General features: G+C 39.6%; 25 protein-coding genes. 21 read left to right on the forward strand and 4 right to left on the reverse strand.

What is annotated here, in order from left to right:
• Positions 1–12: 12 nt before the first annotated feature.
• The 11 genes from ACLHK8_RS08985 (at position 13) to accA (ending at position 8,135) form a co-directional block, all read left to right on the forward strand.
• On the forward strand, positions 13–828 hold the full coding sequence (locus ACLHK8_RS08985) for a PTS mannose/fructose/sorbose transporter subunit IIC (protein ID WP_057773889.1): 816 nt from the start codon (positions 13–15) through the stop codon (positions 826–828).
• A 19-nt stretch (positions 829–847) separates the two neighbouring features.
• Positions 848–1,762 carry a PTS system mannose/fructose/sorbose family transporter subunit IID gene (locus ACLHK8_RS08990; RefSeq protein ID WP_057773888.1) on the forward strand — a complete coding sequence of 305 codons (915 nt, stop codon included), beginning with the start codon at positions 848–850 and terminating at the stop codon, positions 1,760–1,762.
• Between the two features lie 139 nt (positions 1,763–1,901).
• The gene (locus ACLHK8_RS08995; protein WP_057773887.1) at positions 1,902–2,315 is read left to right on the forward strand and encodes a DUF956 family protein; all 414 of its coding nucleotides are present in this window, start codon (positions 1,902–1,904) and stop codon (positions 2,313–2,315) included.
• Positions 2,316–2,335: 20 nt separating this feature from the next.
• Positions 2,336–2,707, forward strand: coding sequence for a DUF956 family protein (locus ACLHK8_RS09000; RefSeq protein ID WP_063698370.1), 372 nt, complete (start codon positions 2,336–2,338; stop codon positions 2,705–2,707).
• 30 nt (positions 2,708–2,737) lie between these two features.
• Positions 2,738–3,148 (forward strand): PTS sugar transporter subunit IIA, encoded by a 411-nt coding sequence (locus ACLHK8_RS09005; protein ID WP_063698368.1) that lies wholly within the window; start codon positions 2,738–2,740, stop codon positions 3,146–3,148.
• A gap of 2 nt (positions 3,149–3,150) precedes the next feature.
• Positions 3,151–3,651 carry a PTS system mannose/fructose/N-acetylgalactosamine-transporter subunit IIB gene (locus tag ACLHK8_RS09010; RefSeq protein WP_057773881.1) on the forward strand — a complete coding sequence of 167 codons (501 nt, stop codon included), beginning with the start codon at positions 3,151–3,153 and terminating at the stop codon, positions 3,649–3,651.
• 205 nt (positions 3,652–3,856) lie between these two features.
• Positions 3,857–4,837: a beta-ketoacyl-ACP synthase III gene (locus ACLHK8_RS09015; RefSeq protein ID WP_057773879.1), complete on the forward strand. Its 981-nt coding sequence runs from the start codon at positions 3,857–3,859 to the stop codon at positions 4,835–4,837.
• A gap of 13 nt (positions 4,838–4,850) precedes the next feature.
• Positions 4,851–5,246 (forward strand): acetyl-CoA carboxylase biotin carboxyl carrier protein, encoded by a 396-nt coding sequence (locus ACLHK8_RS09020; protein WP_057773875.1) that lies wholly within the window; start codon positions 4,851–4,853, stop codon positions 5,244–5,246.
• Positions 5,239–6,582 (forward strand): acetyl-CoA carboxylase biotin carboxylase subunit, encoded by a 1,344-nt coding sequence (locus ACLHK8_RS09025; protein WP_063698366.1) that lies wholly within the window; start codon positions 5,239–5,241, stop codon positions 6,580–6,582. The genes ACLHK8_RS09020 and ACLHK8_RS09025 overlap by 8 nt, the downstream gene beginning before the upstream one ends.
• Positions 6,566–7,363, forward strand: a complete 798-nt coding sequence (locus ACLHK8_RS09030; RefSeq protein ID WP_063698364.1) for an acetyl-CoA carboxylase carboxyltransferase subunit beta — start codon at positions 6,566–6,568, stop codon at positions 7,361–7,363. The genes ACLHK8_RS09025 and ACLHK8_RS09030 overlap by 17 nt, the downstream gene beginning before the upstream one ends.
• On the forward strand, positions 7,356–8,135 hold the full coding sequence (gene accA / locus ACLHK8_RS09035; RefSeq protein WP_057773869.1) for a carboxyltransferase subunit alpha: 780 nt from the start codon (positions 7,356–7,358) through the stop codon (positions 8,133–8,135). Before ACLHK8_RS09030 ends, accA begins: the two co-directional genes overlap by 8 nt.
• 44 nt (positions 8,136–8,179) lie before the next feature.
• On the opposite strand, the gene ACLHK8_RS09040 is transcribed toward accA, so the two are convergent.
• Complete coding sequence (locus ACLHK8_RS09040) at positions 8,180–9,283, reverse strand: LCP family protein (protein WP_236698834.1); 1,104 nt, start codon at positions 9,281–9,283, stop codon at positions 8,180–8,182.
• 168 nt (positions 9,284–9,451) lie between these two features.
• On the opposite strand from ACLHK8_RS09040, the gene ACLHK8_RS09045 reads away from it, so the two are divergent.
• From ACLHK8_RS09045 to ACLHK8_RS09055, 3 genes are all read left to right on the forward strand, one after another.
• Entirely contained in the window at positions 9,452–10,405 is a 954-nt protein-coding gene (locus tag ACLHK8_RS09045) for an AEC family transporter (protein WP_057773866.1), read from the forward strand.
• A gap of 127 nt (positions 10,406–10,532) precedes the next feature.
• On the forward strand, positions 10,533–11,600 hold the full coding sequence (locus ACLHK8_RS09050) for a DMT family transporter (RefSeq protein WP_057773863.1): 1,068 nt from the start codon (positions 10,533–10,535) through the stop codon (positions 11,598–11,600).
• Between the two features lie 2 nt (positions 11,601–11,602).
• The gene (locus ACLHK8_RS09055; protein ID WP_057773862.1) at positions 11,603–12,274 is read left to right on the forward strand and encodes a 2,3-bisphosphoglycerate-dependent phosphoglycerate mutase; all 672 of its coding nucleotides are present in this window, start codon (positions 11,603–11,605) and stop codon (positions 12,272–12,274) included.
• 422 nt (positions 12,275–12,696) lie between these two features.
• Here ACLHK8_RS09055 and ACLHK8_RS09060 read toward each other — a convergent pair whose 3' ends face one another.
• The 3 genes from ACLHK8_RS09060 to ACLHK8_RS09070 are packed head-to-tail and all read right to left on the reverse strand — an operon-like array spanning position 12,697 to position 15,144.
• Positions 12,697–14,079, reverse strand: coding sequence for an aminopeptidase C (locus ACLHK8_RS09060; RefSeq protein ID WP_063698361.1), 1,383 nt, complete (start codon positions 14,077–14,079; stop codon positions 12,697–12,699).
• A 53-nt stretch (positions 14,080–14,132) separates the two neighbouring features.
• Positions 14,133–14,819, reverse strand: a complete 687-nt coding sequence (gene rpiA / locus ACLHK8_RS09065; protein ID WP_057773858.1) for a ribose-5-phosphate isomerase RpiA — start codon at positions 14,817–14,819, stop codon at positions 14,133–14,135.
• Positions 14,806–15,144, reverse strand: coding sequence for a GNAT family N-acetyltransferase (locus tag ACLHK8_RS09070; RefSeq protein ID WP_057773856.1), 339 nt, complete (start codon positions 15,142–15,144; stop codon positions 14,806–14,808). The genes rpiA and ACLHK8_RS09070 overlap by 14 nt, the downstream gene beginning before the upstream one ends.
• Positions 15,145–15,334: 190 nt before the next feature.
• Here ACLHK8_RS09070 and ACLHK8_RS09075 point away from each other — a divergent pair, with 190 nt between their 5' ends.
• The 7 genes from ACLHK8_RS09075 to rlmB all read left to right on the forward strand — a co-directional run bounded on the left by ACLHK8_RS09075 (position 15,335) and on the right by rlmB (position 23,002).
• Entirely contained in the window at positions 15,335–15,871 is a 537-nt protein-coding gene (locus ACLHK8_RS09075; protein ID WP_057773854.1) for a hypothetical protein, read from the forward strand.
• 81 nt (positions 15,872–15,952) lie between these two features.
• A complete protein-coding gene (radA, locus tag ACLHK8_RS09080; RefSeq protein WP_057773852.1) occupies positions 15,953–17,323 on the forward strand; it encodes a DNA repair protein RadA in 1,371 nt (456 codons plus the stop codon).
• Between the two features lie 177 nt (positions 17,324–17,500).
• Positions 17,501–18,631 carry a PIN/TRAM domain-containing protein gene (locus ACLHK8_RS09085; protein ID WP_057773850.1) on the forward strand — a complete coding sequence of 377 codons (1,131 nt, stop codon included), beginning with the start codon at positions 17,501–17,503 and terminating at the stop codon, positions 18,629–18,631.
• Between the two features lie 125 nt (positions 18,632–18,756).
• Entirely contained in the window at positions 18,757–20,244 is a 1,488-nt protein-coding gene (gene gltX, locus ACLHK8_RS09090) for a glutamate--tRNA ligase (protein WP_063698359.1), read from the forward strand.
• A 153-nt stretch (positions 20,245–20,397) separates the two neighbouring features.
• Positions 20,398–21,804 carry a cysteine--tRNA ligase gene (gene cysS / locus ACLHK8_RS09095; RefSeq protein ID WP_063698357.1) on the forward strand — a complete coding sequence of 469 codons (1,407 nt, stop codon included), beginning with the start codon at positions 20,398–20,400 and terminating at the stop codon, positions 21,802–21,804.
• 3 nt (positions 21,805–21,807) lie between these two features.
• A complete protein-coding gene (locus ACLHK8_RS09100) occupies positions 21,808–22,227 on the forward strand; it encodes a Mini-ribonuclease 3 (protein WP_057773845.1) in 420 nt (139 codons plus the stop codon).
• Positions 22,214–23,002, forward strand: coding sequence for a 23S rRNA (guanosine(2251)-2'-O)-methyltransferase RlmB (rlmB, locus tag ACLHK8_RS09105; protein WP_063698355.1), 789 nt, complete (start codon positions 22,214–22,216; stop codon positions 23,000–23,002). Before ACLHK8_RS09100 ends, rlmB begins: the two co-directional genes overlap by 14 nt.
• Positions 23,003–23,081 lie beyond the last annotated feature (79 nt).

Raw genomic sequence — 23,081 nt, forward strand, 5'->3', positions numbered from 1 at the left:
GGATTAATCGTTATGAATTTAAACGCTATTCAGATGATTTTAGTCGTTCTCATTGCGTTCTTAGCTGGTATGGAAGGTATCTTGGATCAATTCCAATTTCACCAACCAGTTATCTCATGTACGTTGATCGGCTTAGTTACTGGAAATTTGATGCCATGCTTAATTTTAGGTGGTACGTTACAAATGATCGCTTTAGGCTGGGCTAACGTTGGAGCTGCTGTTGCACCCGATGCTGCTTTAGCTGGTGTTGCTTCTGCAATTATTTTAGTTTTAGGTGGCCAAGGTAGAGCAGGAGTTGCTTCTGCGATTGCCATTGCTGTACCTTTAGCTGTTGCTGGATTGTTACTTACAATTCTTGTTCGGACAATTTCAACTATGATTGTTCATATTATGGATAGAGCTGCTGAAGAAGGTAGTTTTGCTAAGTTAGACATGTGGCAATGGATTGATATCTGTTTACAAGGTATCCGTATTGCTATCCCTGCAGCATTAATCTTAGCTGTTGGTGCTACTCCTGTTCGTGCATTATTGAACGCAATGCCTTCATGGTTAACCGGTGGTCTTTCCATTGGTGGTGGTATGGTTGTTGCCGTTGGATATGCAATGGTTATCAACATGATGGCAACTGCTGAAGTATGGCCATTCTTTGCCATTGGTTTTGTAATGGCAACAATTCCATCATTAACTTTGATTGGTTTAGGTGCAATTGGTGTTTCATTCGCCTTAATTTACTTGAACTTATCAAGTAACAGTGGCAGTGGATCAAGTAATGATACGGGAGCCAATAATTCTGGTGACCCACTCGGCGATGTCATAGACAACTATTAATGAAGGGAGCGAACAAAAAATGGCAGATACAAAATTGAAATTAACAAAAAGAGATCGTGTTTCCGTTTGGTGGCGTTCAACTTTCCTTCAAGGTTCTTGGAACTATGAACGTATGCAAAATGGTGGTTGGGCTTATTCTTTAGTCCCAGCTCTTAAAAGATTATATAAAACAAAAGAAGATCGTGCAGAAGCTCTGAAACGGCATTTAGTGTTCTTTAACACTCATCCTTACTTAGCTTCTCCAATTCTCGGGGTTACAATGGCACTTGAAGAAGATCGTGCTAATGGTGCACCAATTGATGATGTAGCTATTCAAGGTGTTAAAGTTGGTATGATGGGTCCTTTGGCTGGTGTTGGTGATCCAGTGTTCTGGTTTACTGTTCGTCCAATTTTAGGTGCTTTGGGTGCTTCATTAGCCATGAGTGGTAATATCATGGGACCAATCATCTTCTTTATTGCTTGGAATATTATTCGAATGGCATTTACTTGGTATACACAAGAATTTGGTTATAAAGCCGGTTCTGCAATTTCAAAAGATATGTCTGGCGGTTTACTACAAAAAGTTACTAAAGGTGCTTCAATTCTAGGTATGTTTATCTTAGGAGCCTTAATTAACCGTTGGGTTGTTGTTAAGTTCACCCCAGTTGTTTCAAAAGTTGAACAAGCTAAGGGTGCCTTCATTGATTGGGCTCATCTTCCAAAGGGTGCTGCTGGGATCAAAGAAGCTTTGACACAACAGGCTGCTGGTTTATCTTTGGATAAATATAAAGTGACAACTTTACAAGATAACTTGGATCAATTGATTCCAGGTTTAGCAGGATTACTTCTTACATTATTCTGTATGTGGTTACTTAAGAAGGGTGTTTCACCAATCGTTATTATCTTTGGTTTATTCTTCGTTGGTATCATCTTACATGTCTTACACGTTATGTAATAAGTATAGAATTAGTCTGGGATTTAGTTCCCGGGCTTTTTTTATTAATTAGGTAGATTAATAAGATGGTGACTAACTTTGCCCAAATGATAAAGTCGCCGTATAATGGCAGTAATAACAAGAGAATGGAGTTGAGCAAATGGTTGAATCTATCAATACAAAAGTTGATCTAGTGATGAAGGGAACTTCATATATCGGACTAGGCAGTTATGGACAAATTATGATTGGTGATAAAGGGTTTGAATTTTATAGTGCCCGAAATGTTAAGGATTATGTTCAGATTCCTTGGACTGAAGTTAGCTATGTGGTGGCTTCGGTTATTTTTAAAGGTAAATGGATTCCTCGTTTTGCTATCAAGACAAAATCAAACGGGACCTATTCTTTTGCCGCTCGGGATGCCAAAAAAACTTTACGAGCAATTCGAGTCTATGTTGAGCCTAAAAACATGGTACGTTCTTTAACGTTCTTTCAAGTTATCACACGGGGTTCAAGTAATATCTTTAAGAAGATTAAGAACAAAGTTGGGGGACACAGGCAGACTAAGTCAAAATAGCTAAAGGAAAGTAATAGTCAATGAATGAAACAAAGAACACAAAAATTGATTTAAAAGTTTCTGCGGATTTATTTGTGGGGGCTAATCAACGTGGAAAAATTGTGATTGGTGATAAAGGATTTGAATTTATTAACAACCAAAAAAATCGAAACTTTGTTTTTATACCCTGGAATGAAATTAGCCATGTTGTGGCATCGCGGGGCATTCGAAAGGGTAAGATTGTGCGTTTCTCTGTTCAAACTAATCGAAATATTGGGTATGTATTCACAACCAAGGATCCTAAAAAGGTTTTAAAGGCTATGCGAAGCTACCTAGATGCCAAACAATTAGTCTATGAAAAAGATATGTTCGATCGGCTTCGTCATAGTTTTACAGATCTTCTAAAAAAGTAATAACTTAGCTTCAAAGGAGGAGTAACAGTAATGATTGCATACGTTGTAGCGAGCCACGGAGATTTTGCTAAGAGTATTGTGAAGTCATCTTGGGAAATATTTGGTAAGCAAGAAAAGGTTGTGCCAGTAACCTTGGAACCTGATGAAGATCCCAAGAAATTATTGAATGACTATCAAGTTGCTTTGAGTAGTTTTGATCCAAGCGATCAGGTTATATTTTTAGTTGATTTGTTTGGCGGTACGCCATTTAATGTGGCCGGTCAAATTGTGGCAAAACACGCGAATCAAATGGGCCTGATTACTGGTTTAAATTTAGCAATGTTAAGTGAGGCTTACGTGGTGCGTGAGCAATCATTGAGTGATGCAATTTCTCGTCTAGAAGAAAGTGCCAAATCTGGTGTTCGCCATTTGCAATTGCCAGAAGATGAGGGAGACGAGTAGTTTTGACAATGAAGATTTGTTTGGCAAGGGTTGATAGTCGTTTACTTCATGGTCAAATTGCAACCGGATGGGCTAAAAGTGTTAAACCGAATCGAATATTAGTGGTGTCAGACAGTGTGGCCAATGATGAATTGCGAAAGATGCTGATTGTTCAAGCCGCACCGCTTGGGGTCAATACCAACGTTTTAACAATTGATAAAATGCTTCGAATTTATGCAGATGATCGTTTCGATGCCTTCAAGGTCCTTTTGTTAACCGAAACCGTGCAAGATATGTTGAGACTTGTGCATGGTGGGATGGATTTCAAAGAGCTAGGAATTGATATTGGCAGTCTGGCTTTTTCTGAAGGAATGACGATGCTCAACGATTCAATTGCGGTTGGACCAGAAGAAATTAGCACGATTCGTTCTTTACATGATGCGGGGTTACAGGTGTTTGCACAAAAGATTCCAAATGATGGTAAAAAAGACATGATCACGATGTTAGCAAAAAATAAGTTATAAAACTTAATATAGAACTAAAGAATAGAATGATTTAGTTGGCGAACGCTGACCAAATTAAGTCCATACTTTAGTTCTATTTTTTATACTAGAAAAAGGAATATTTCAACAAAAAGAGTTAAAGTTTTGATTAGAAATAAGGTTAAATTACCCAATCACAGAAAAAATTGTTAAAATAAAGAAAACAGTTGTAAGCGAGGAACGGAAAATGACGGTAAACATCAAAATTGCGGCTACGGGTCACTATGTACCGGAGCGCATTGTCGATAATTTTGAGTTAAGTAAAATCATGGATACAAATGATGACTGGATCCAATCACATACCGGGATCAAGACACGTCATTTTGCGATGAATGATGAAAACACCTCAGATTTATGTGCGGAAGTTGGCAAACAACTTTTAACTAAGAGTGGTGTCCAAGCTGATGAAATTGACCTAATCTTAGTCTCTACTATCACCCCAGACAGCTTAACGCCCGCGACGGCCTGCATTGTGCAAGATAAACTAGGTGCTAAAAATGCCTTTGCCATGGATATTTCCGCTGCGTGTGCGGGGTTTGTATTTGGTTTGAGTACTGCAGAGAAGTTTTTACGGTCTGGACGGTATCATAAAGCTTTAGTCATTAGTGGCGAAACTAATTCTAAGATGATGGATTTTAAGGATCGAACCTCCGCTGTGTTTTTTGGAGACGGGGCTGGTGGCGCCTTACTAGAAACAACAGATGATGCGCGTGAAGAATTTTTTATTGATGAGAAATTGCAATCAATGGGGAGCGCGAATCAAACGATTCATAGTGGTAGAATTCAGCCGATTCAAACAATCTCGGCAGACAATTATCCAAAAACAGATGCATTTTATCAGGATGGCCGATCAGTTTTTGCTTTTGCTACAGAAACGGTTCCTACACAAATGAAGCAAATTTTAGAAAATAACCAATTAAATGCGCAAACTATTGATACGGTTATTTGTCATCAAGCTAATCTGCGGATTATTGAAAAAATTAGTGAGACACTGATGATTCCGATTGAAAAGTTTCCGGTAAATGTCACGCATTATGGGAATACCTCATCAGCTGGAATTCCGATGGCGCTAGACGAACTGGCAAGGGTTAAAGGCCAGCCTAAAAAAGTGTTGTTAACTGGTTTTGGTGCTGGTTTAGACTATGCTAGTATGCTAATTAACTTCTAGGAGGTTACTTAATTTGAATTTAGAAGATATCAATAAATTATTAGATAAACTAGATCAAATGAACTTCAGTGAAGTAGAGATCGAAATCGACCAAACTAAAATTCATGTAAAAAAAGTAATGAATGAAACTTCTTCAGAGCCAACGCCTAACCATACAAGCCAAGAAGCGAAATCTGCTAATTTGGTAATCAGCAGCCCGATGGTAGGCGTTGTTCATTTGGAAAAACAATTAAAAGTTGGGCAGAAAGTTGCAGCAGGCGACGTGGTTGCTCAGATTGAAAGCATGAAATTGTTTAATGATGTAACTAGTCCTCAATCAGGCGTGATTAGTGAACTCCATGTAAAAAATGGAGATCCAGTTGAGTATCATCAATCCTTAATCACGTTAAAAGGTACTCAAAATGTTTAGGAAAGTTTTAATTGCTAACCGGGGCGAAATTGCCGTACGGATTATTAGCGCTTGTCAGAAACTAGGAATTGCGACGGTTGCCGTGTATTCAGAGGCTGATCGAGAAGCGTTATTTGTGCAACAAGCGGATGAAGCTGTCTGTATTGGTCCAGCAAATGCGATGGATTCTTACCTTAATCGAGAGGCAATTTTAATGGCTGGCGTTAATACCAATGCTGATGCAGTGCATCCTGGCTATGGATTTTTGTCTGAAGATGACTTGTTTGCCAAAATGTGTGCGGAATGTGGGATAACCTGGATTGGTCCACAACCTGCTTTGATTCATGATTTTTCTGATAAAACCAATTCGCGCACACTTGCTGAGAAATGTGGATTACCGATTATTCCGGGCTCAGGAATGATCACAAGTGAGCCCCAACTGTATGCCAAGGCCAATGCGCTAGGGTATCCAGTTTTATTGAAGGCCAGTCATGGCGGCGGCGGCAAAGGCATCCGGCTTGTTCACTCTGCAAAAGAACTTTTTGATAAGTATCAGCTTGTCAAAGAGGAGGCAGGGGCGTCTTTTTTGGACGGGGCTATTTATTTGGAGCGCGCGTTTGAAGATGCTCGGCACATTGAAGTGCAAGTGCTGGGGATGCCCGATCAATTACTGATTTTAGGTGATCGTGACTGTAGCTTGCAGAAAAATCGGCAAAAAATTATTGAAGAGAGTAATGCGCAAATTTTAACGAAAGCGGAACGAACCATCTTGTATAAGCTGGTGCACCAATTGTTGGATAAATCCCATTACCAAAGCTTGGGAACCGTTGAGTTTTTATTTGTGCACCACCAATTTTATTTTTTAGAAATGAATACACGTTTGCAAGTGGAACATGGCGTTACAGAGGAAACGAGTGGGATTGACATTGTGCAGGCCCAAATTCAGGTGGCGGCAGGTAAAAAGCTATCCATTCAGCAAGTCGAGTTTACAGGACATGCAATTGAATGCCGCTTAAATTCTGAAAATGAGGCGTCTCATCATCAGTTTGAGACAGGCCAGCTTACGCAATTTAAGCTGCCATCAGGAGTGCGTGTGGATACAGGCCTCCAAAAAGGTGATGTGATTACGCCATTTTATGATCGGCTGTTGGCAAAGATAATCGTATCTGGTAAAACGCGTGAGGCAGCAATTGAAAAAATGAAGACTGCTTTAAAACAAGTTGAAGTTACAGGAGTTGGCACTAATTTAAAGCAATTAAAGCAATTAATTAACAGTAGTCAATTTGCCGAGAATCACTATCACATTCATTCTGTAGGGAAACTAATGGAGGAACAATCACATGAGTCATATGCCTGAAAAGAATAGTTGGCAAGCTTGCCGGCATTGTGGAGAACATGTGCACGAACTTCAGTGGTATCCAAATTATCGATGCCCCTTTTGTGGTTACTTGCAGCGATTGACTAGTGTCCAGCGGTTAAAAATTACAATTGATCCTGATAGCTGGCAAGCGTTTGAAAACGTTGAAGTTAGTACTAATTTTTTAGATTTCCCCGGTTACTCGGAGAAATTAAAAAAAGCCCGAGCTACCAGTGGCACAGAAGAAGCAATTAAAGCGGGCACTGCTAAGATTGGTGGTTTTTCAACGGTTCTGGCTGTGATGGATAGCCATTTCATGCTGGGAACCTTAAACACTACGGTGGGAGCTGTAATTAAACAGGCAATGGCTGAGGCGGTTACGCGGCATTTACCACTGATTTTTTTCATTACTTCAGGTGGGGCCCGGATGCAAGAAGGAATTTTTTCATTGTTGCAGATGAACACGATCTTGAATCAGTGGACAAAATTGGCAGATAGTAAAAATCTGGTTGTGAATATCTTGACGGATCCGACCATGGGTGGCGCCTCGGCTAGTTTTGGATTTGAAGCAGATTATGTTTTGGCTGAAGATCACGCTCAAATTGGGTTTGCTGGAAAAGGCGTGATTGCCCAAACAACCCACGAGCAACTTTCTGATACGTTTCAAACGGCTGAAGATTTACTGGTTCATGGGTTAGTTGATCAAGTTGTCCAGCGAGAAAATATGCGCAATCAACTAATTAATTTGTTGCGACTTCATTCTGGAGGTAACCATGAGTGAGAAAACTTTAGAAGAAAGAATTAAGTTAGTGCGTTCGCCTAAACGATTAACCTCCCAACAACTTATCAGTCAGTTAGTGACACACTTTTTTGAGGTTCATGGTGATCGGCAACTAGGAGATGATCCAGCGGTGACGGCCGGCGTCGGATTATTTCATCATCATCCAGTTACGATTATTGGGATCAATCGGGGAACTAATATTCAACAACGACGCGAATTCAATGGTGGGGCAGTCCGTGTAACTGGCTATCGCAAAGCCTTACGAGTAATTGAAGCTGCCGAAAAGTTTGATCGGCCAGTTATTAGTTTCATTAATATGCCTGGGGCAGACGCCAGTGTCTTTTCTGAACAGCATGGGCAAAGTGAAGCGATTGCTGATTTGATCTTAAAAATGGGGCAGTTAAAGGTCGTTAATGTGGCACTATTTTTAGGTGAGGGACATAGCGGTGGTGCTTTAGCATTTAGCAATGCGAATGCTATTTTGATGTTAGAAAATGCGCTATTTTCAGTGGCTTCCCCAGAGGCGGTTCAGGCTATTTTAAAAAACCACGATGACACCCGTGAGGCTAGCGAATTTTTACCAATGATGGCTCAACAACTTAAAAAAATTGGACTGGTGGATGATATAATCGATGAAACGCCAACCAACGCACTGGTTCAACGAATTGATGATGAATTGGTAGCCACCTTACAATCTTTTGAAGGTTTAAATGCGGACCAACTAAAAAAACAGCGGCAAACTAAATTTGAACATGTGCTAAAACTGAATTAAATGTAAAGAAAAAGGATTTGGAATTTTTCCAAATCCTTTTTCTATTAATAAGGCGCCGTTTGCGTAGTGACATCTGAACTAGATGCATACGTCGATGAGTCGTAATTATAAGTGGTAGCGGCACTGCTACTTGTTGTTTGATCAGTAGATGAGCTAGTTGTGCTGGAGCTTTCTTCGCTTTCTTTAAGCGTGGTTGTCGCAGCTAAGCCCAGTTCTTTACGGATTTTATTTGACACGCGGCGGCGTTCTGACATTGAGGCTACTTGATAGGATAACCCGTCAATCATTTCGCTTTCGCCTTTCAAAGTAGTTGATTTTATATGATGGGAAGCATTCTTATAACTAAAACGAAGTGCCAACATATCATTGAACGTTAGGTTGGTCTTCATATTTTTCTTTACAGAATTTAAAATAGTTTGGAACCTAGTTACTGAAGAAATGGAAAGAGCTTTTTTAACAATTGCTAAAATTACTTGGCGTTGGCGTTTTTGTCTACCATAGTCGCCATCGGGATCATCGTAGCGCATGCGTGAGTATGAGAGAGCCTCTTTACCAGTCAAATGGGTTTTGACGCCTTTTTTAACATTAGCTGAGCCATACTTAAAAGTTAATGGTGGAGTGACATCGACGCCACCAACAGATTTTACGAGATCTTCTAAACCGCCCATGTTCATCACGACATAAAAATCAACAGGAACATCGAGGAGGTTTTGGACAGTTTTTATGGACTGTGTGGCGCCTCCAATTGCGTAGGCGGAGTTTATTTTTTCTGTTGTCCCTTTGATAGTCACCTCTGTATCGCGCGGAATACTAGTCATGTAAGTGGTTTTCTTTTGAGCATTTAGGGATGCAACGATCATCGTGTCACTCAAACCAGTTGTTTTTCGGCCTAATGCACCAGTGTCCGTACCTAAAATTAAAATATTTAAAGGTTTTTTATTCTTAATAACTTTGGCCACATTCCGGGCGGTAGGCGTTTTTGCCTTTTGATAAGATTGGTTAATTGTTTTTTGGGCACTCAGGTACATGGTGTAAGCTTTGATACCACCACCGATTAATAAAAGTAATACAACGATGGCTGCCCCCCACCAAATTTTTTTGGATGATTTTTTTGTGCTTTTCATGTGTTTTTCTTTTTTCTCGCTCACTAACGTAGTCCTCTTTTCAGTTAATTTCGATTGTAATAATGTGTGCGTTTTCATAATGATTACACCATATTTACCAGGCTTTTTGTGAAAATGGTCTATGAAAATATGCTATACTGTAATCATTGTTTCGGTATTTTAACATCATACACCACTTGAAGAAGGGATAATATCACAATTTTTTTACATAGTATCCAAGGTGTTGTGATCATCATTGTCATGATCGCCATTGGCTACATTCTATCCTGGCGAAAATGGTTTGATGAAGGGTCATCACGACTCATCGCCAAACTAGTGACGCAAATTGCATTGCCAGCCTATATGGTTAGTACGATTACTCATGATTTTACTGCAAAAACACTATTAAGTACACTTCCAGATTTACGGTTTCCAGTTTTGTCTATGTTGATTCTATTTGCATTATCTATGGTGTTAGTACGGGTACTGCGAATTAAGGAGCAGCATAAGGGATTGTTTGAATCGATGTTTTTAAATTCAAACACAGTTTTTATTGGTCTACCCGTTAATATGGCTTTGTTTGGGACTAGTAGTCTTCCATATGTGTTGGTTTATTACATGGCCAACACCACAATCTTTTGGACACTGGGTGTCTGGCTTATTCAGCGAGACGGTACCCAAGCTCATCAATTTAATTTAAAAACGACGCTCGGAAAAATTTTTTCACCGCCATTACTTGGTTTTATCGTGGGCGTTTTTTTAGTGCTTTTTCACATTCAATTGCCGCAGTTTATTTTATCGGATTGTCAATATATTGGTGGGTTAACGATCCCGCTTTCCATGTTCTTCATTGGAATTGCGATTCAACGAGCAGGAATTAAAAATATGACGTTGAATCGTGAAAGCTTGGGGGTCTTGTCCGGTCGGTTTATTTTTGCGCCGTTACTGATGACAATTCTTGTGTTGCCGATGCCAGTTCCAGTTCTAATGAAGCAAGTGTTTATTTTGCAGTCAGCGATGCCAGTGATGACAAATGCGCCTGTGGTAGCCAAGTTATATCAAGCAGATGAGCGCTATGCCGCTATTATGGTGACAGAAACGACCCTGTTAAGTTTAATAATTATTCCATTATTAATGATGTTTGTTAAATCAGGATTAATTAAATAAAAAAAGAGGCCTCGAAAGCTGCGGGATAGTCCGATTTGGCATCGACACGGATGTTAGTGGCAGCAAGTAGTGCTTTTGCTTGAAATTGAAAGATAAGTTTGTCAAAATTAAGGAGATAATAAGGAAATTGAGAAAAACAGTTGGGTATATTAGTTTTTCAACTTTAATGTTTAGTTTAATGGAAATTGCACTTAAATTAGCGGGTGGGGCATTTGATCCAATTCAATTGAATCTCATTCGTTTCGCAGTGGGTGGATTAGTTTTACTACCAATTGCCTTGAGCGCCTTGAAAAAGCAGCATCGGCAACTAAACTGGCAGGATTTAAGACTGTTTGGTTTAACCGGATTTGTCTGTGTCATCATCAGTATGACGCTTTATCAGTTGGCCATTGTGTATTCTCCAGCAGCAACCGTTGCGGTGTTGTTCAGCTGTAATCCAGTTTTTGCCTTGATTTTCTCATATTTAATTCTCCATGAGCGTTTGGGCCGGGCTAATTTAATTTCTGTTATTGTGTCAGTAATTGGATTGTTAGTCATTGTTAACCCAACGCATATTAAAAACATAGTCGGCTTAACTTTAGCTGTTACATCGGCGTTAACATTTGGTCTTTATAGTATTATTTCCCGTTATGGATCACAAAAACGAGATTTAAACGGGATTGTGATGACTTGTTTCACCTTTTTAACAGGTACTGTTGAATTGTTTGTAATTATCATGTTAACGCATGTCCCTATGATTGGACGTGCAATGGGACAAGTTAGTTTCCTTAAACAATTTGTCAGTATCCCAGTTGTTCACAACATCAGTTGGCAATATTTACCACTGCTATTCTTCATCGGTGTCTGTGTAACGGGTGGTGGTTTTGCTTTCTACTTCTTGGCAATGGAAACTTCCGATGTTTCAACGGCTTCGTTGGTCTTCTTCATCAAGCCAGCCTTGGCACCAGTTTTAGCTGCTTTAATTTTAAGTGAAACAATTTCGTTACCAACGATTGTGGGAATTGTGATTATTTTGTTAGGATCGGTCGTCACATTTATGGGAAACCGTTCCAAATCAGTTCGTTCAGAAATGGGTCAACCTGTGTATCCTGAAAAAGATCAATCGGAAATTCAGAGTCAATTAGGAAATAAAGTCAAAAGTCACTTGGAAGATAAAGTGAAAGGTTTAAATTCAAATTTTGAAGACGAGGATTAAAAATGACTTACTTAGTCTTATTGCGGCATGGTCAAAGTGAAGCAAATCGTGATAATGTTTACACTGGTTGGAGCGATGTCCCGCTAACTCAGCAGGGAAGAGCTGAAGCTAAAAGGGCAGGCCAACTGATTGAACAAACACAGATTCAGTTTACAGATGTGCATACTTCACTTTTAAAGCGCGCAATTACAACGGCAGACATTGTCATGGATCAGATTCATCAGAACTGGTTACCGATTCACAAGGCCTGGCGCTTAAATGAACGTCACTATGGCGCTTTACGTGGCCAAAATAAGGATAAAACGCGAGAAATTTACGGTGTTCGTCAAGTTGCTTTGTGGCGCCGGAGCTTTAAGGCTGTTCCGCCGTTGCTAGAAGCGACTGAATCAGATCGGCGATACGTTGAGCTTGGAGACATCGAACCACGCGGTGAGAGCCTTGAGATGGCTTATAAGCGATTATTACCGTATTGGATAGATGAAATTGCACCACGTTTGCTAAATGGACAGAATCAATTGGTTGTAGCACACGGGAGTACTTTGCGTGCGTTGATCAAATACTTGGAAGAAATTAGTGACGAAGGTATTGATGGGGTTGAAGTGGCAAACGGGGAACCAATTGTTTACCAGTTTGATGACCAGTTGAAAATTATTAGTAAGAAGTTCTTAGATTAAAAATAAAGAGTTGCTTCAAGTTTGATCTGTTTTTTCAAACTTGGGTGGCTCTTTTTTTGTATTTGAGTTATTTAGTTAATTAAGGACAACTACACAACACAAGTCCAAAAAAATAGGAACGCCTACAGCAGGATTTCTCCTGCTTACAGCGCTCCTATTTATTTGAACTTTAACGTGTTGTTTAGTTCACTAATTTTAGGACAACTGCACAAATCAGTCCCACAAAAAATAAGCAAAGCTCCCAGCCAGGAATTCTCCTGACTTTCGCCTTACTTATTTTTGTGGGACTAACGATTTGTTTCGTTCACTAATCTTAGGACAACTGCACAACACAAGTCCAAAAAAATAGGAACGCCTACAGCAGGATTTCTCCTGCTGACAGCGCCCCTATTTATTTGAACTTTAACGTGTTGTTCCGTTCACTAATCTTTATATGCCAAAGCACCCATTGGATCCCATGGTAATAATTGAGTTGGTTCCTCAGCTTGTGCCTTACGTTGGGCTTCTGTTAAGAATTGTTTGTTCACAACAACTTGGTAGCAATACTCGCTCATCCAATCGTCTGTCATGACCATGTAACCCTTTGAGCCAACTTTTTCGCCCCAGCTGTTTTCGACTTTCCATTTCTTAGGTTCGCCGTCAACCAAATCAACACCTGTAATAACCATTGCATGTGTCATTAAGCTTTCGCTGTAATCCAAGCGTTCTGCCTTAGACATTGATAAATCAATATCGAAGAGGGCTTCTTCATCGTAAACGCCAAGATCCAATAATCCACGGGTTCTTGGTTCTGAATGCTGACCTACATCACAACCAAACCAAACGCTTTGACCAGCTTTAAGTTGGTTAATAGCAGCTTGCTTGAAGTCGTGCATTGTTAAGTTTAAATGTTTAACCTGACGGCCACCAACGACATTTCCCAACATTTCAATTGAGTAAGTATGGTTGAATGGTTTGTCATCTGTAGGAGCATTGATGATTGAAACGTACTCCTTAAGGTCCCAACCAACAAATTTTTCATAGAATGATTTGGGTGTTAAACCAGCTTCACGATGGTAGTTTTTGTCATCATCACGATATTCCCAGTCAAATGTTGCAGGAGGTTCGCCGAAACTGTATGAAGCCATCCGGTAAACTTCGCCTAACATTTTCTCTTTACGTGATTGAACCTGTTCATCTGATGTTTTGTCATCATTTACAAGTTCACGAAGTTCAACAGCATCTTTACGAAGCTTTTCGTTTAAGAGGGTGTTGAATTCGTTTGATTTGTTACTGTTGTAAGTTTCTGGATAAACTGATTCAGGAACGATACCATACTTGTCAATGAGGGCACATAACATGTCCCATTGGCCACCATCACCTTGAGGTTCGTTAGTTAACCATGAAACTTTACGGTCTGAAGTTGGTTTGTCGGCTGTAGCAATCACATTTTCGTAGAACCAGTTTGATTTCTCAAACTTGTCCCAGAAGAAAGTGTAGTTTTGTGAGAGTTCGAAATCTTTTAACTTAAATTCATCTGATAAATGATGACGCATTGTGTTTAATGCAGCAAACATCCAACAACGGCCACTTTGCTTTTGGTTAGCAACAGCACCTGTCTTTAAGTCAATTGAGAAAACGGGACTAAAATCAGCTCCGCCACGAAGGCCTTCACTAGTAGCTAAAATACCGTTCTTTGTAACCGCGCGTTCAAGGACTTTTGATTTGTTTTGTTCGTTATAATTCTTTGCGTAACGAGCAATTTGTTCTTTAGAAATACTATTATTACTCAATGTGTTCACTCCTAACCTATGATATATAAACATTGTAGTCGAAAAAGAATAATTAGTAAATGCTTAAATCTTGATTAAAAAACGATTTAGGGACGGGCTTGAATAACCTCGGGACCATTTTGCCGTCCGACGATGATTGTATTGACCATATCCAAAAAGAGACCTTGCTCAATGATTCCGACTTGTTTGATCAAGTAATCGGCTAGTTGATGAGGGTGTTTAATCTCACCTAAGTGTAAATCAATGACATAATTTTTTGAATCGGTTAAGACGTGATCGCCGTTTTCATTTAAACGAAATTCAGGATGAAGATTCTTTGCTTCTAGCTTTTTAAAAACTTGTTTGCTTCCATAAGGAATGACTTCCAAGGGGAGTGGAAATTTGCCAAGCGTGGTCACCATCTTTGATTCATCCACAATCCACATGACTTTAGTTGAATTGGTGGCGACAATTTTTTCGAAGAGGTGAGCAGCACCCCCGCCTTTGATACCCTGATAATCAGCGCTAATTTCATCAGCACCATCAATCGTTAAATCAATGTGATCCACTTCGTCGACTGATTTAACCGTAATGCCCAATGATTTAGCCTGAGCAGCTGTCCGGTTTGAGGTAGGGACACCAATGATGTGAAGATTTTCATTTTTGACACGGTCGCCCAGGGCATCCACCATAAATTTTACGGTTGAGCCTGTTCCAAGCCCCACCACCATGTTGTTTTTAATGAATTTAACAGCTTCTTGACCAACTAATTTTTTTAACTCATTTTGTTCCATTATTATGCTCCATTTCTTGTAAGCTATCCGCAGTTTGATTATTGGGAATTTGTGGATCAATTAAAGCTTGATATTCTGGATGATGTTTTAGATAGGACTGCGCGTAAGGACATAATGGGTAAATCGTCTTGTGTTGAGTTTGCGCATAAGTTAACATTTCGACCATTAATTGTTGTGCTAAGCCATGCCCACGTAAAGTTGGATCGACAAAGACTTGCTCGATCACCAATGTTTGTCCCTCACGAATGGGAAAATAAGTGACATCTCCACCAAGTTTATTTTGATGTTTAAAACTGATTTGCTTGCCATCGTTTATAAATTCCATACGGTCACTCCTCCTAATAAAATCAACGGTTTCTCACTAATTGTCCCTTGCTCTTTTTATAAAGTCAATTATAAACTTAATTTTCGAATGAATTAGTTTACAAAACGCGTCTACAAACGGATAATATACAAAGATTGAACCTTTTAATGCGAACTTATTTATTAGACGAAATAAGAGAGGAATTTTTAAAATGAAGCGTGGATTTGAAATTGTCTCAAAATATACAGAACAGGCTTTAAATTTGCCATACCGTTCCACTACTAATGCAGCAGGATATGATTTTGAAGCATCGAAGGATTTTATTTTGCCTTCAATCTGGAAACTGGATTTCTTGAAGGTTCTCTGGTCTCTTCATCACAACAAGCCAGTTACGGAAGATGATTTGGCGAAGGGAAGCAAAGAACTTAAACCTTTTTTAGTACCTACGGGAATTAAAGCCTACATGCAAAACGATGAATATCTGTTACTTGCAAATCGCTCAAGTAGTCCGTTGAAGCGCAGTATTATTTTACCTAATGGGGTTGGAATAATCGATGCTGATTACTACAACAATGAAGGCAACGAGGGTGAAATTTATTTTCAGTTAATTAATATGGGTTTACGAGATGTCACGATTAAAAAAGGGGAACGAATTGGACAGGGGATTTTTATGCCCTATCTTCAGGCTGATGGCAAAGACGAACGAGCTCAAGTCCGTAAAGGCGGTTTTGGTTCATCTGGCAAGTAAAAGCTTAAGGATTAGTAAAGTTATTTTAAGATTAATTGTTTCTTTGTGATTATGCTAAAATTGAAGGGGGCCAATACCACAATGGCAAAAGCAAAAACTCAGTTTGTTTGTCAAAACTGCGGGTACGTTTCACCTCGTTTCTTGGGTCGTTGTCCAAGCTGCGGACAATGGAATACTTTGGTTGAAGAACGAATGGGAGCCGAGAAAGAAAATCATAAGGCTCGGGTTAGTTTTGAAGGTAAACGGGCTAAACCACAAATCCTTAGCGAAGTTGATATGACTGAAGCACCACGAGTAAAGACTGGATTAAAAGAATTTAATCGTGTTTTAGGTGGTGGGATTGTTTCTGGGTCTTTAGTCCTAATTGGTGGTGATCCAGGAATTGGAAAATCCACTTTGATGCTTCAAATTTCAGGTCAATTAAGTGAGACCAAGCGCCGCGTTTTATATGTTTCTGGGGAAGAAAGTGCCGCACAAATAAAAATGCGCGCCGAGCGTCTGCATGTAGCTAGCGAAAATTTCTATCTATTTCCAGAAACAGATATGACAAACATTCAGGATGCTATCAAGAAAATCAAGCCTAGTTTTGTGATTATTGATTCGATTCAGACCATGCAGGAACCTGATATTCAGTCGGCAGTCGGAAGTGTGGCACAGGTTCGCGAAGTCACGGCTGAATTAATGCAGATTGCCAAAACCAATAACATCACGATTTTTATTGTTGGACACGTGACTAAAGGCGGTGCGATTGCAGGGCCAAAAATCCTCGAACATATGGTGGATACTGTGCTGTACTTTGAAGGTGATCTGCATCATACTTATCGGATTTTACGGGCAGTAAAAAACCGGTTTGGTTCGACAAATGAACTGGGAATTTTTGAAATGCGTGAATCTGGTTTGAACGAAGTGGCCAACCCTTCAGAGATTTTCCTTGAAGAGCGTTTGAAAGATGCAACTGGTTCGGCAATTGTAGTATCAATGGAAGGTACACGGCCCATTTTGGTTGAGGTTCAAGCGCTTATGACGCCCACAACCTATGGAAATGCTAAGCGGACGGCAAGTGGATTAGACCACAATCGAGTTTCATTGATTATGGCTGTTTTGGAAAAGCGGGCAAACTTCTTGCTGCAAAACCAAGATGCTTATCTGAAGGCAGCTGGCGGGGTGAAATTGGATGAACCAGCGATTGATTTGGCGATTGCAATTAGTATTGCTTCCAGTTATCGAAATATCGGAACGGACCCTATGGATGCTTTTGTGGGCGAAATTGGGCTGACCGGTGAGGTGCGACGGGTAAGCCGGATTGAGCAACGGGTGGCAGAGGCTCAAAAGCTTGGTTTCAAAAGGATTTACGTACCAAAGAATAACCTGCAAGGATGGACACCACCAAAGGGGATTCAGGTCGTTGGTGTGGCAACGTTGAGTGATGCGTTGAAGCGGGTGTTCCACTAGTAAGTTTTTCGAACGCAAGGAAGTTAAGATTTTGCGAATGCAAAATAGTCATTAATATCGAAAAGGAGCCAGTCCGACTAACCGGTTTAGCGGTGAAGTGAGGATGGACATCCGTATTGAGAACAAGATTTTGCGAATGCAAAATAGTCATTAATTTCGAAAAGGAGGGATGTTGATATGAAAAAAAATATTATTAAAGCTGTGTTTGCACTAGCAGGTGGAGCGTTGGGCATAATGCTCTTGCCGCCACTATGGGAATTAGCCTCGCTAGGCAATCATTGGTGGCTAAATAATTCAGTGATAAATTTCTTGATAGGTGCAATTATTTTCTTCATTATTTCACTATTTTTAGCTGGCTATGTTGAAAAATTAGTTAAGAGGTTAGAAAAACAAATTGCTAATATTCCACCAGTTCGACTGCTTTACGGTAGTTTATCAACGGTAGTGGGATTAATTTTGGCAATTTTGATTTCGACTTTGTTTTATCGTCAACCAATTTTCTTCTTAAATACAGTGATTCCAATTATTTTGATGCTAACGTTGGGATACTTAGGTTTTCGAATTGGAACGACCCAGGCTGATGAATGGCGGAAATTGTTTACGCGACGGAAAGAACCTGAAGGAGCAAAGAATGTCTTAGAACGGAAATATGAGGATAATTTCCATCACTATAAAATTCTTGATACCAATATTTTGATTGATGGACGAATTTATGATCTGATCAAAACAGGTTTCATTGAGGGCACGCTACTAGTTCCAAATTTTGTGTTATATGAATTACAATACATTGCTGATTCTTCTGATAGCATTAAGCGGGTTCGTGGACGACGCGGATTAGATATTTTAAACAAACTTCAAAACGAACATATAATTCCCGTTGAAATGTATGAAGGGGATTACCCAGAAATCGATGAGGTTGATAGCAAGCTGATTCGTTTAGCTAAGGATAAAGACGCGGTGATTGTGACCAATGATTACAATTTAAATAAGGTCAGTCAATTCCAGAATGTGCAAGTTTTAAATATCAACGCGCTTGCTAATGCGTTAAAGCCTCGGGTAATACCAGGAGAAAACATGCATGTAATGGTTGTGAAAAACGGAACTGAACGTCAACAAGGGGTCGCATATTTGGATGACGGGACCATGGTCGTGGTTGAAGAAGGAAAATACTTTATCAATCAGGAACTCGATGTTGTTGTTACAAGTGCGCTTCAAACAGATGCTGGACGGATGATCTTTGCCAAGCCATTGCATTCAACTCGTGGTATTTCAGATCGGAAACCAGATCAAAAAAAATCAGGCAAGTAATAAAAGTAAGACCCAAAAAGAAAGCTTTTTGGTCACTAGAGGGATTGTGCCTTTATTTATTCAGGCGGCAATTGTACAATTGATTAAGCAATAAAATGTGAAAAACTTAGAAAGAGGCGTTAATTTTGGCAAAAAGTAAGATTCGTGTTCGTTATGCACCAAGTCCTACTGGTCATTTGCATATTGGTAATGCGCGAACAGCACTATTTAACTATTTATTTGCTCGTCATTACAAAGGCAAGTTTATTATTCGAATTGAGGATACTGATACCAGTCGTAATATCAAAGATGGTGAACGTAGTCAGCTTGAAAACCTCAAGTGGCTCGGTTTGGACTGGGATGAAGGTCCAGATAAACCTGGCGATTATGGTCCTTATCGTCAATCTGAACGAAAGGCAATTTACTTACCTTTGATTCAGGAACTGATTGATAAAGATTTAGCTTATGAATCTTATGAAACTGAAGAAGAACTTCAGGCACAACGCGAAGCTCAAAAAGCTCGTGGCGAAATGCCTCATTATGAATATGAATATGCTGGAATGTCTGAAGACGAAAAACAAGCCAAGATTGCTGAATCTAAGGCAGCCGGTTTAGAACCAGTTATTCGTTTCCGGGTTCCTGAGCATAAAACTTACGCATGGGATGATATCGTTAAGGGTGAAATCTCATTTGACTCAAGTACAATTGGTGGCGATTTTGTCATTCAAAAACGTGATGGGATGCCTACCTATAACTTTGCAGTGGTTGTCGATGATCACAAGATGGAAATTTCCCACGTATTCCGTGGCGATGACCATGTTGCTAATACACCAAAACAGTTGATGATCTACGAAGCATTTGGTTGGGAACCACCTAAGTTTGGGCATATGAGCTTAATTATTAACAGTGAAACTGGTAAGAAATTAAGTAAACGTGACGAAAGTGTCCTTCAGTTTATCGAACAGTATCGTTCACTAGGCTACTTACCAGATGCCATGATGAACTTTATCGTGCTCCTTGGTTGGTCTCCTGTTGGGGAGAGCGAAATTTTTACCCAGCGTGAATTAATCAAAATGTACGATGAAAAACGCTTGAGTAAGTCACCAGCTGCATTTGACGGTAAGAAATTGGAATGGATTAACAACCAATACGTCAAGGCTGCTGATGAGGACCGGGTAATGGATTCTGCATTGAAGCAATTAATTAAAGCAGGAAACATTGAAAAAGGTGCCTCACCAGAACGTATTGAATGGGCTCGAAAGTTAATTAATCTGTACAAACGTCAAATGAGTTACACCGCCCAAATTAACGAGATGGCTGATTTATTCTTTAACGGACCAGATGAAATTGATGAAGAATCTAAGCAAGAAATGGCTGCAGATACTGCTTTACCAGTATTAAAAGCAATTTATGCTCAATTTGAAAAAATGGAAATCTTTGATACGGTTGAAATTTTGGCATCGATCAAAACTGTCCAAAAAGAAACTGGTGTCAAAGGACGTGCTTTATGGATGCCAATTCGAATTGCGATTACGCATGAAATGCACGGACCAGAATTGCCAGAAACAATCGAGTTGTTAGGTCAAAAGACTGCAATGTCACACCTAAAAGCTATGATTGACGAAATGGCCTAAGTTATTTAAGCAAAAAGCTAAAGTGACACGCAGTTTTTTATAAATTGTGTGTCACTTTTTTTATTTGGTGAGGTTATTTTTTGGTTTTCTGGGTTGAAAACAGGATATGTGATAAAATCAAAGCAGATAAAAAAAGGAAAAGAGGCCGTTTGAATGATTAATCTTTATAATACAATGACACGACAAAAAGAGCCGTTTCAGCCGATTACGCCTGGGGTAGTGAATATGTACGTCTGTGGCCCCACTGTATATAATTACATTCATATCGGTAATGCACGGAGTATCATTGCATTTGATACAATCCGTCGTTATTTTGAGTATCGCGGATTTAAAGTGAAATTTGTTTCTAATTTCACCGATGTTGATGATAAAATGATTAATACTGCTAAAAAAGATGGAATTACTGTTCCTGAATTAGCTGAAAAGTTTATCCAAGCATTTATGCAAGACAGCAAAGCCATCAATGTGGAGCCGGCAACAATGAATCCGCGGGCGACACAAAACGTGCCCGAAATTGTGGGCTTTATTCAGGTTTTGATCGATAAGGGTTATGCCTATGTTTCTGATGGAGATGTGTATTACCGAACCCGCAAATTTGCTAACTATGGTGAATTATCCGGTCAAAATATTGATGAACTTGAGCAGGGTGCTAGTGAGCATATTAATGATGAAGAAACAGCACGTAAGGAAGATCCAATTGATTTTGCATTGTGGAAAGGTGCCAAAGGTGATGAAATATCGTGGGATGCACCTTGGGGCAAGGGTCGACCTGGCTGGCATATTGAATGTTCAGTCATGGCAACTAAGTATTTAGGTGAGACCATTGATATTCATGCAGGTGGTGAGGATCTGGAGTTTCCCCATCATGAAAATGAAATTGCGCAAAGCGAAGCCAAAACAGGCAAAAAGTTTGCTAACTACTGGATGCATAATGGGTTTGTAACGGTTGGTGACGAAAATGAAAAGATGAGTAAATCTCTTGGAAACTTTGTGACGGTTCATGATATTGTTGATAAAATGGATCCGCAGATTTTACGTTTGTTTATGGCGACAACCCAATACCGCCGACCAATTCAATATACACGTGAGAATTTAGAAGAAGCTGGTAATAATTTAGCTAAGCTGAAAAATGCCTTTGCTAATCTTAATTATCGTTTTAAAAATGCTGAATCTGGTTCTGATGGTGATACTGACAGACGAGTTGAGGAACTTATTAAGCAGTTTACAGACGCTATGGATGACGATTTCAATGCGCAAAATGGAATTGCGGTTGTCTATGAGTTGGCAAAGGTTTTAAATGTCTACAGTGAAAAAGAAACCGTTAAGCTGGATACTTTAGAGTTGTTAAAAAACACTTTTATCCAATTGGTCAGCATTTTTGGGATCCAATTAGAAGAAGGACAATTAGAAGACGAAACCATCAAACAGCTTATTGTAGAGCGAGATACAGCTCGTGATAATAAAGATTTTAAGCGTAGTGATGAGATTCGCGATCAATTAAAAGAACAGGGTATTAACTTGGAGGATACTCCCCAAGGAACTCGGTGGAAGAGAGCATAAAGAATGACAGAAAATGATACGTATAAACAACTAAACGGCATTGCGCTTGCCTATTTAGGCGATGCTGTTTATGAAGTTTACATTAGGCGACATCTTATTAATAAAGGGATCACCAAACCCACCAAGCTGCATCATACAGCGACTAATTTTGTTTCTGCAAAAGCTCAGGCAGCCTTGATCGATGCAATGAAGGAACAAGAAATTTTAAGCGAAACCGAAACTGAGTATTTCAAACGGGGACGTAATTCTAAGAGCCACACGTCTGCGAAGAACACTTCAGTTTTAACCTACAGAATTTCTACCGGGTTTGAAGCCTTAATGGGTTATCTTTCATTAAGTGGTCAGCAAGAACGTTTGGATTGGCTCGCAAATTGGTGTATCACGCAAGTTGAGGAAGGAAAAATAACACATGCCACAAAATAACCGTAACGAGAATCAACCTAGCAATGAATCTAGTGAGGCCCAAGGTGATTTTATTATTGGCCGTCACCCTGCAGTCGCAGCATTAAGATCGCAACAAACAATTAACAAAGTTTTTATTCAGGAAAATTTAAAATCAGATGCGATTCATGACATTGTCAAGTTAGCTGAAAAGCGGAAACTGATCGTCTCAATCGTCCCTAAACGCAAGCTAGATCATTTAGCTGATGGCGAAAATCATCAAGGGGTGGTCTTAGCAATTGCTGCTTTTGAATATGCTACGATTGATGAGGTCTTTCAAAAGGCTAAGGATCAAGATGAAGCACCTTTTTTCTTGATTTTAGATAATATTGAGGATCCCCATAATTTAGGCTCGATTTTGAGAACGGCTGATGCGGCGGGTGTGCATGGCGTAATTATTCCTAAACATCGCGCGGTTGGATTAACCAGTACAGTTGCTAAAACCTCTGCAGGAGCCATTGAGCATGTACCAGTTGTGCGCGTGGTTAATCTTGTAAATACTGTCAAAGAGTTAAAAAAACAGGGGATGTGGATTTTTGGGACCGATATGGATGGTACCGATTATCGAAAATGGGATGCAAAAGGTTCCGTTGGCTTGATTATTGGAAATGAAGGAAAAGGAATTTCACCACTGTTGAAAAAACAAGTTGATGAAACTCTGGCGATTCCAATGATTGGACAGGTGCAAAGTCTAAATGCCAGTGTGGCTGCCAGCCTGTTAATTTATCAAGGCTTTTCTACACGGCATCCACTGTAAATAAATTATTTAATAATAACGATTGTCAGGCATGTAAAGTGGCTGCCAATCGTTATTTTTATTATAAAATAAGTTTAAA

The organism is Pediococcus sp. M21F004 (assembly GCF_051122535.1).
Lineage (GTDB): Bacteria > Bacillota > Bacilli > Lactobacillales > Lactobacillaceae > Pediococcus > Pediococcus inopinatus.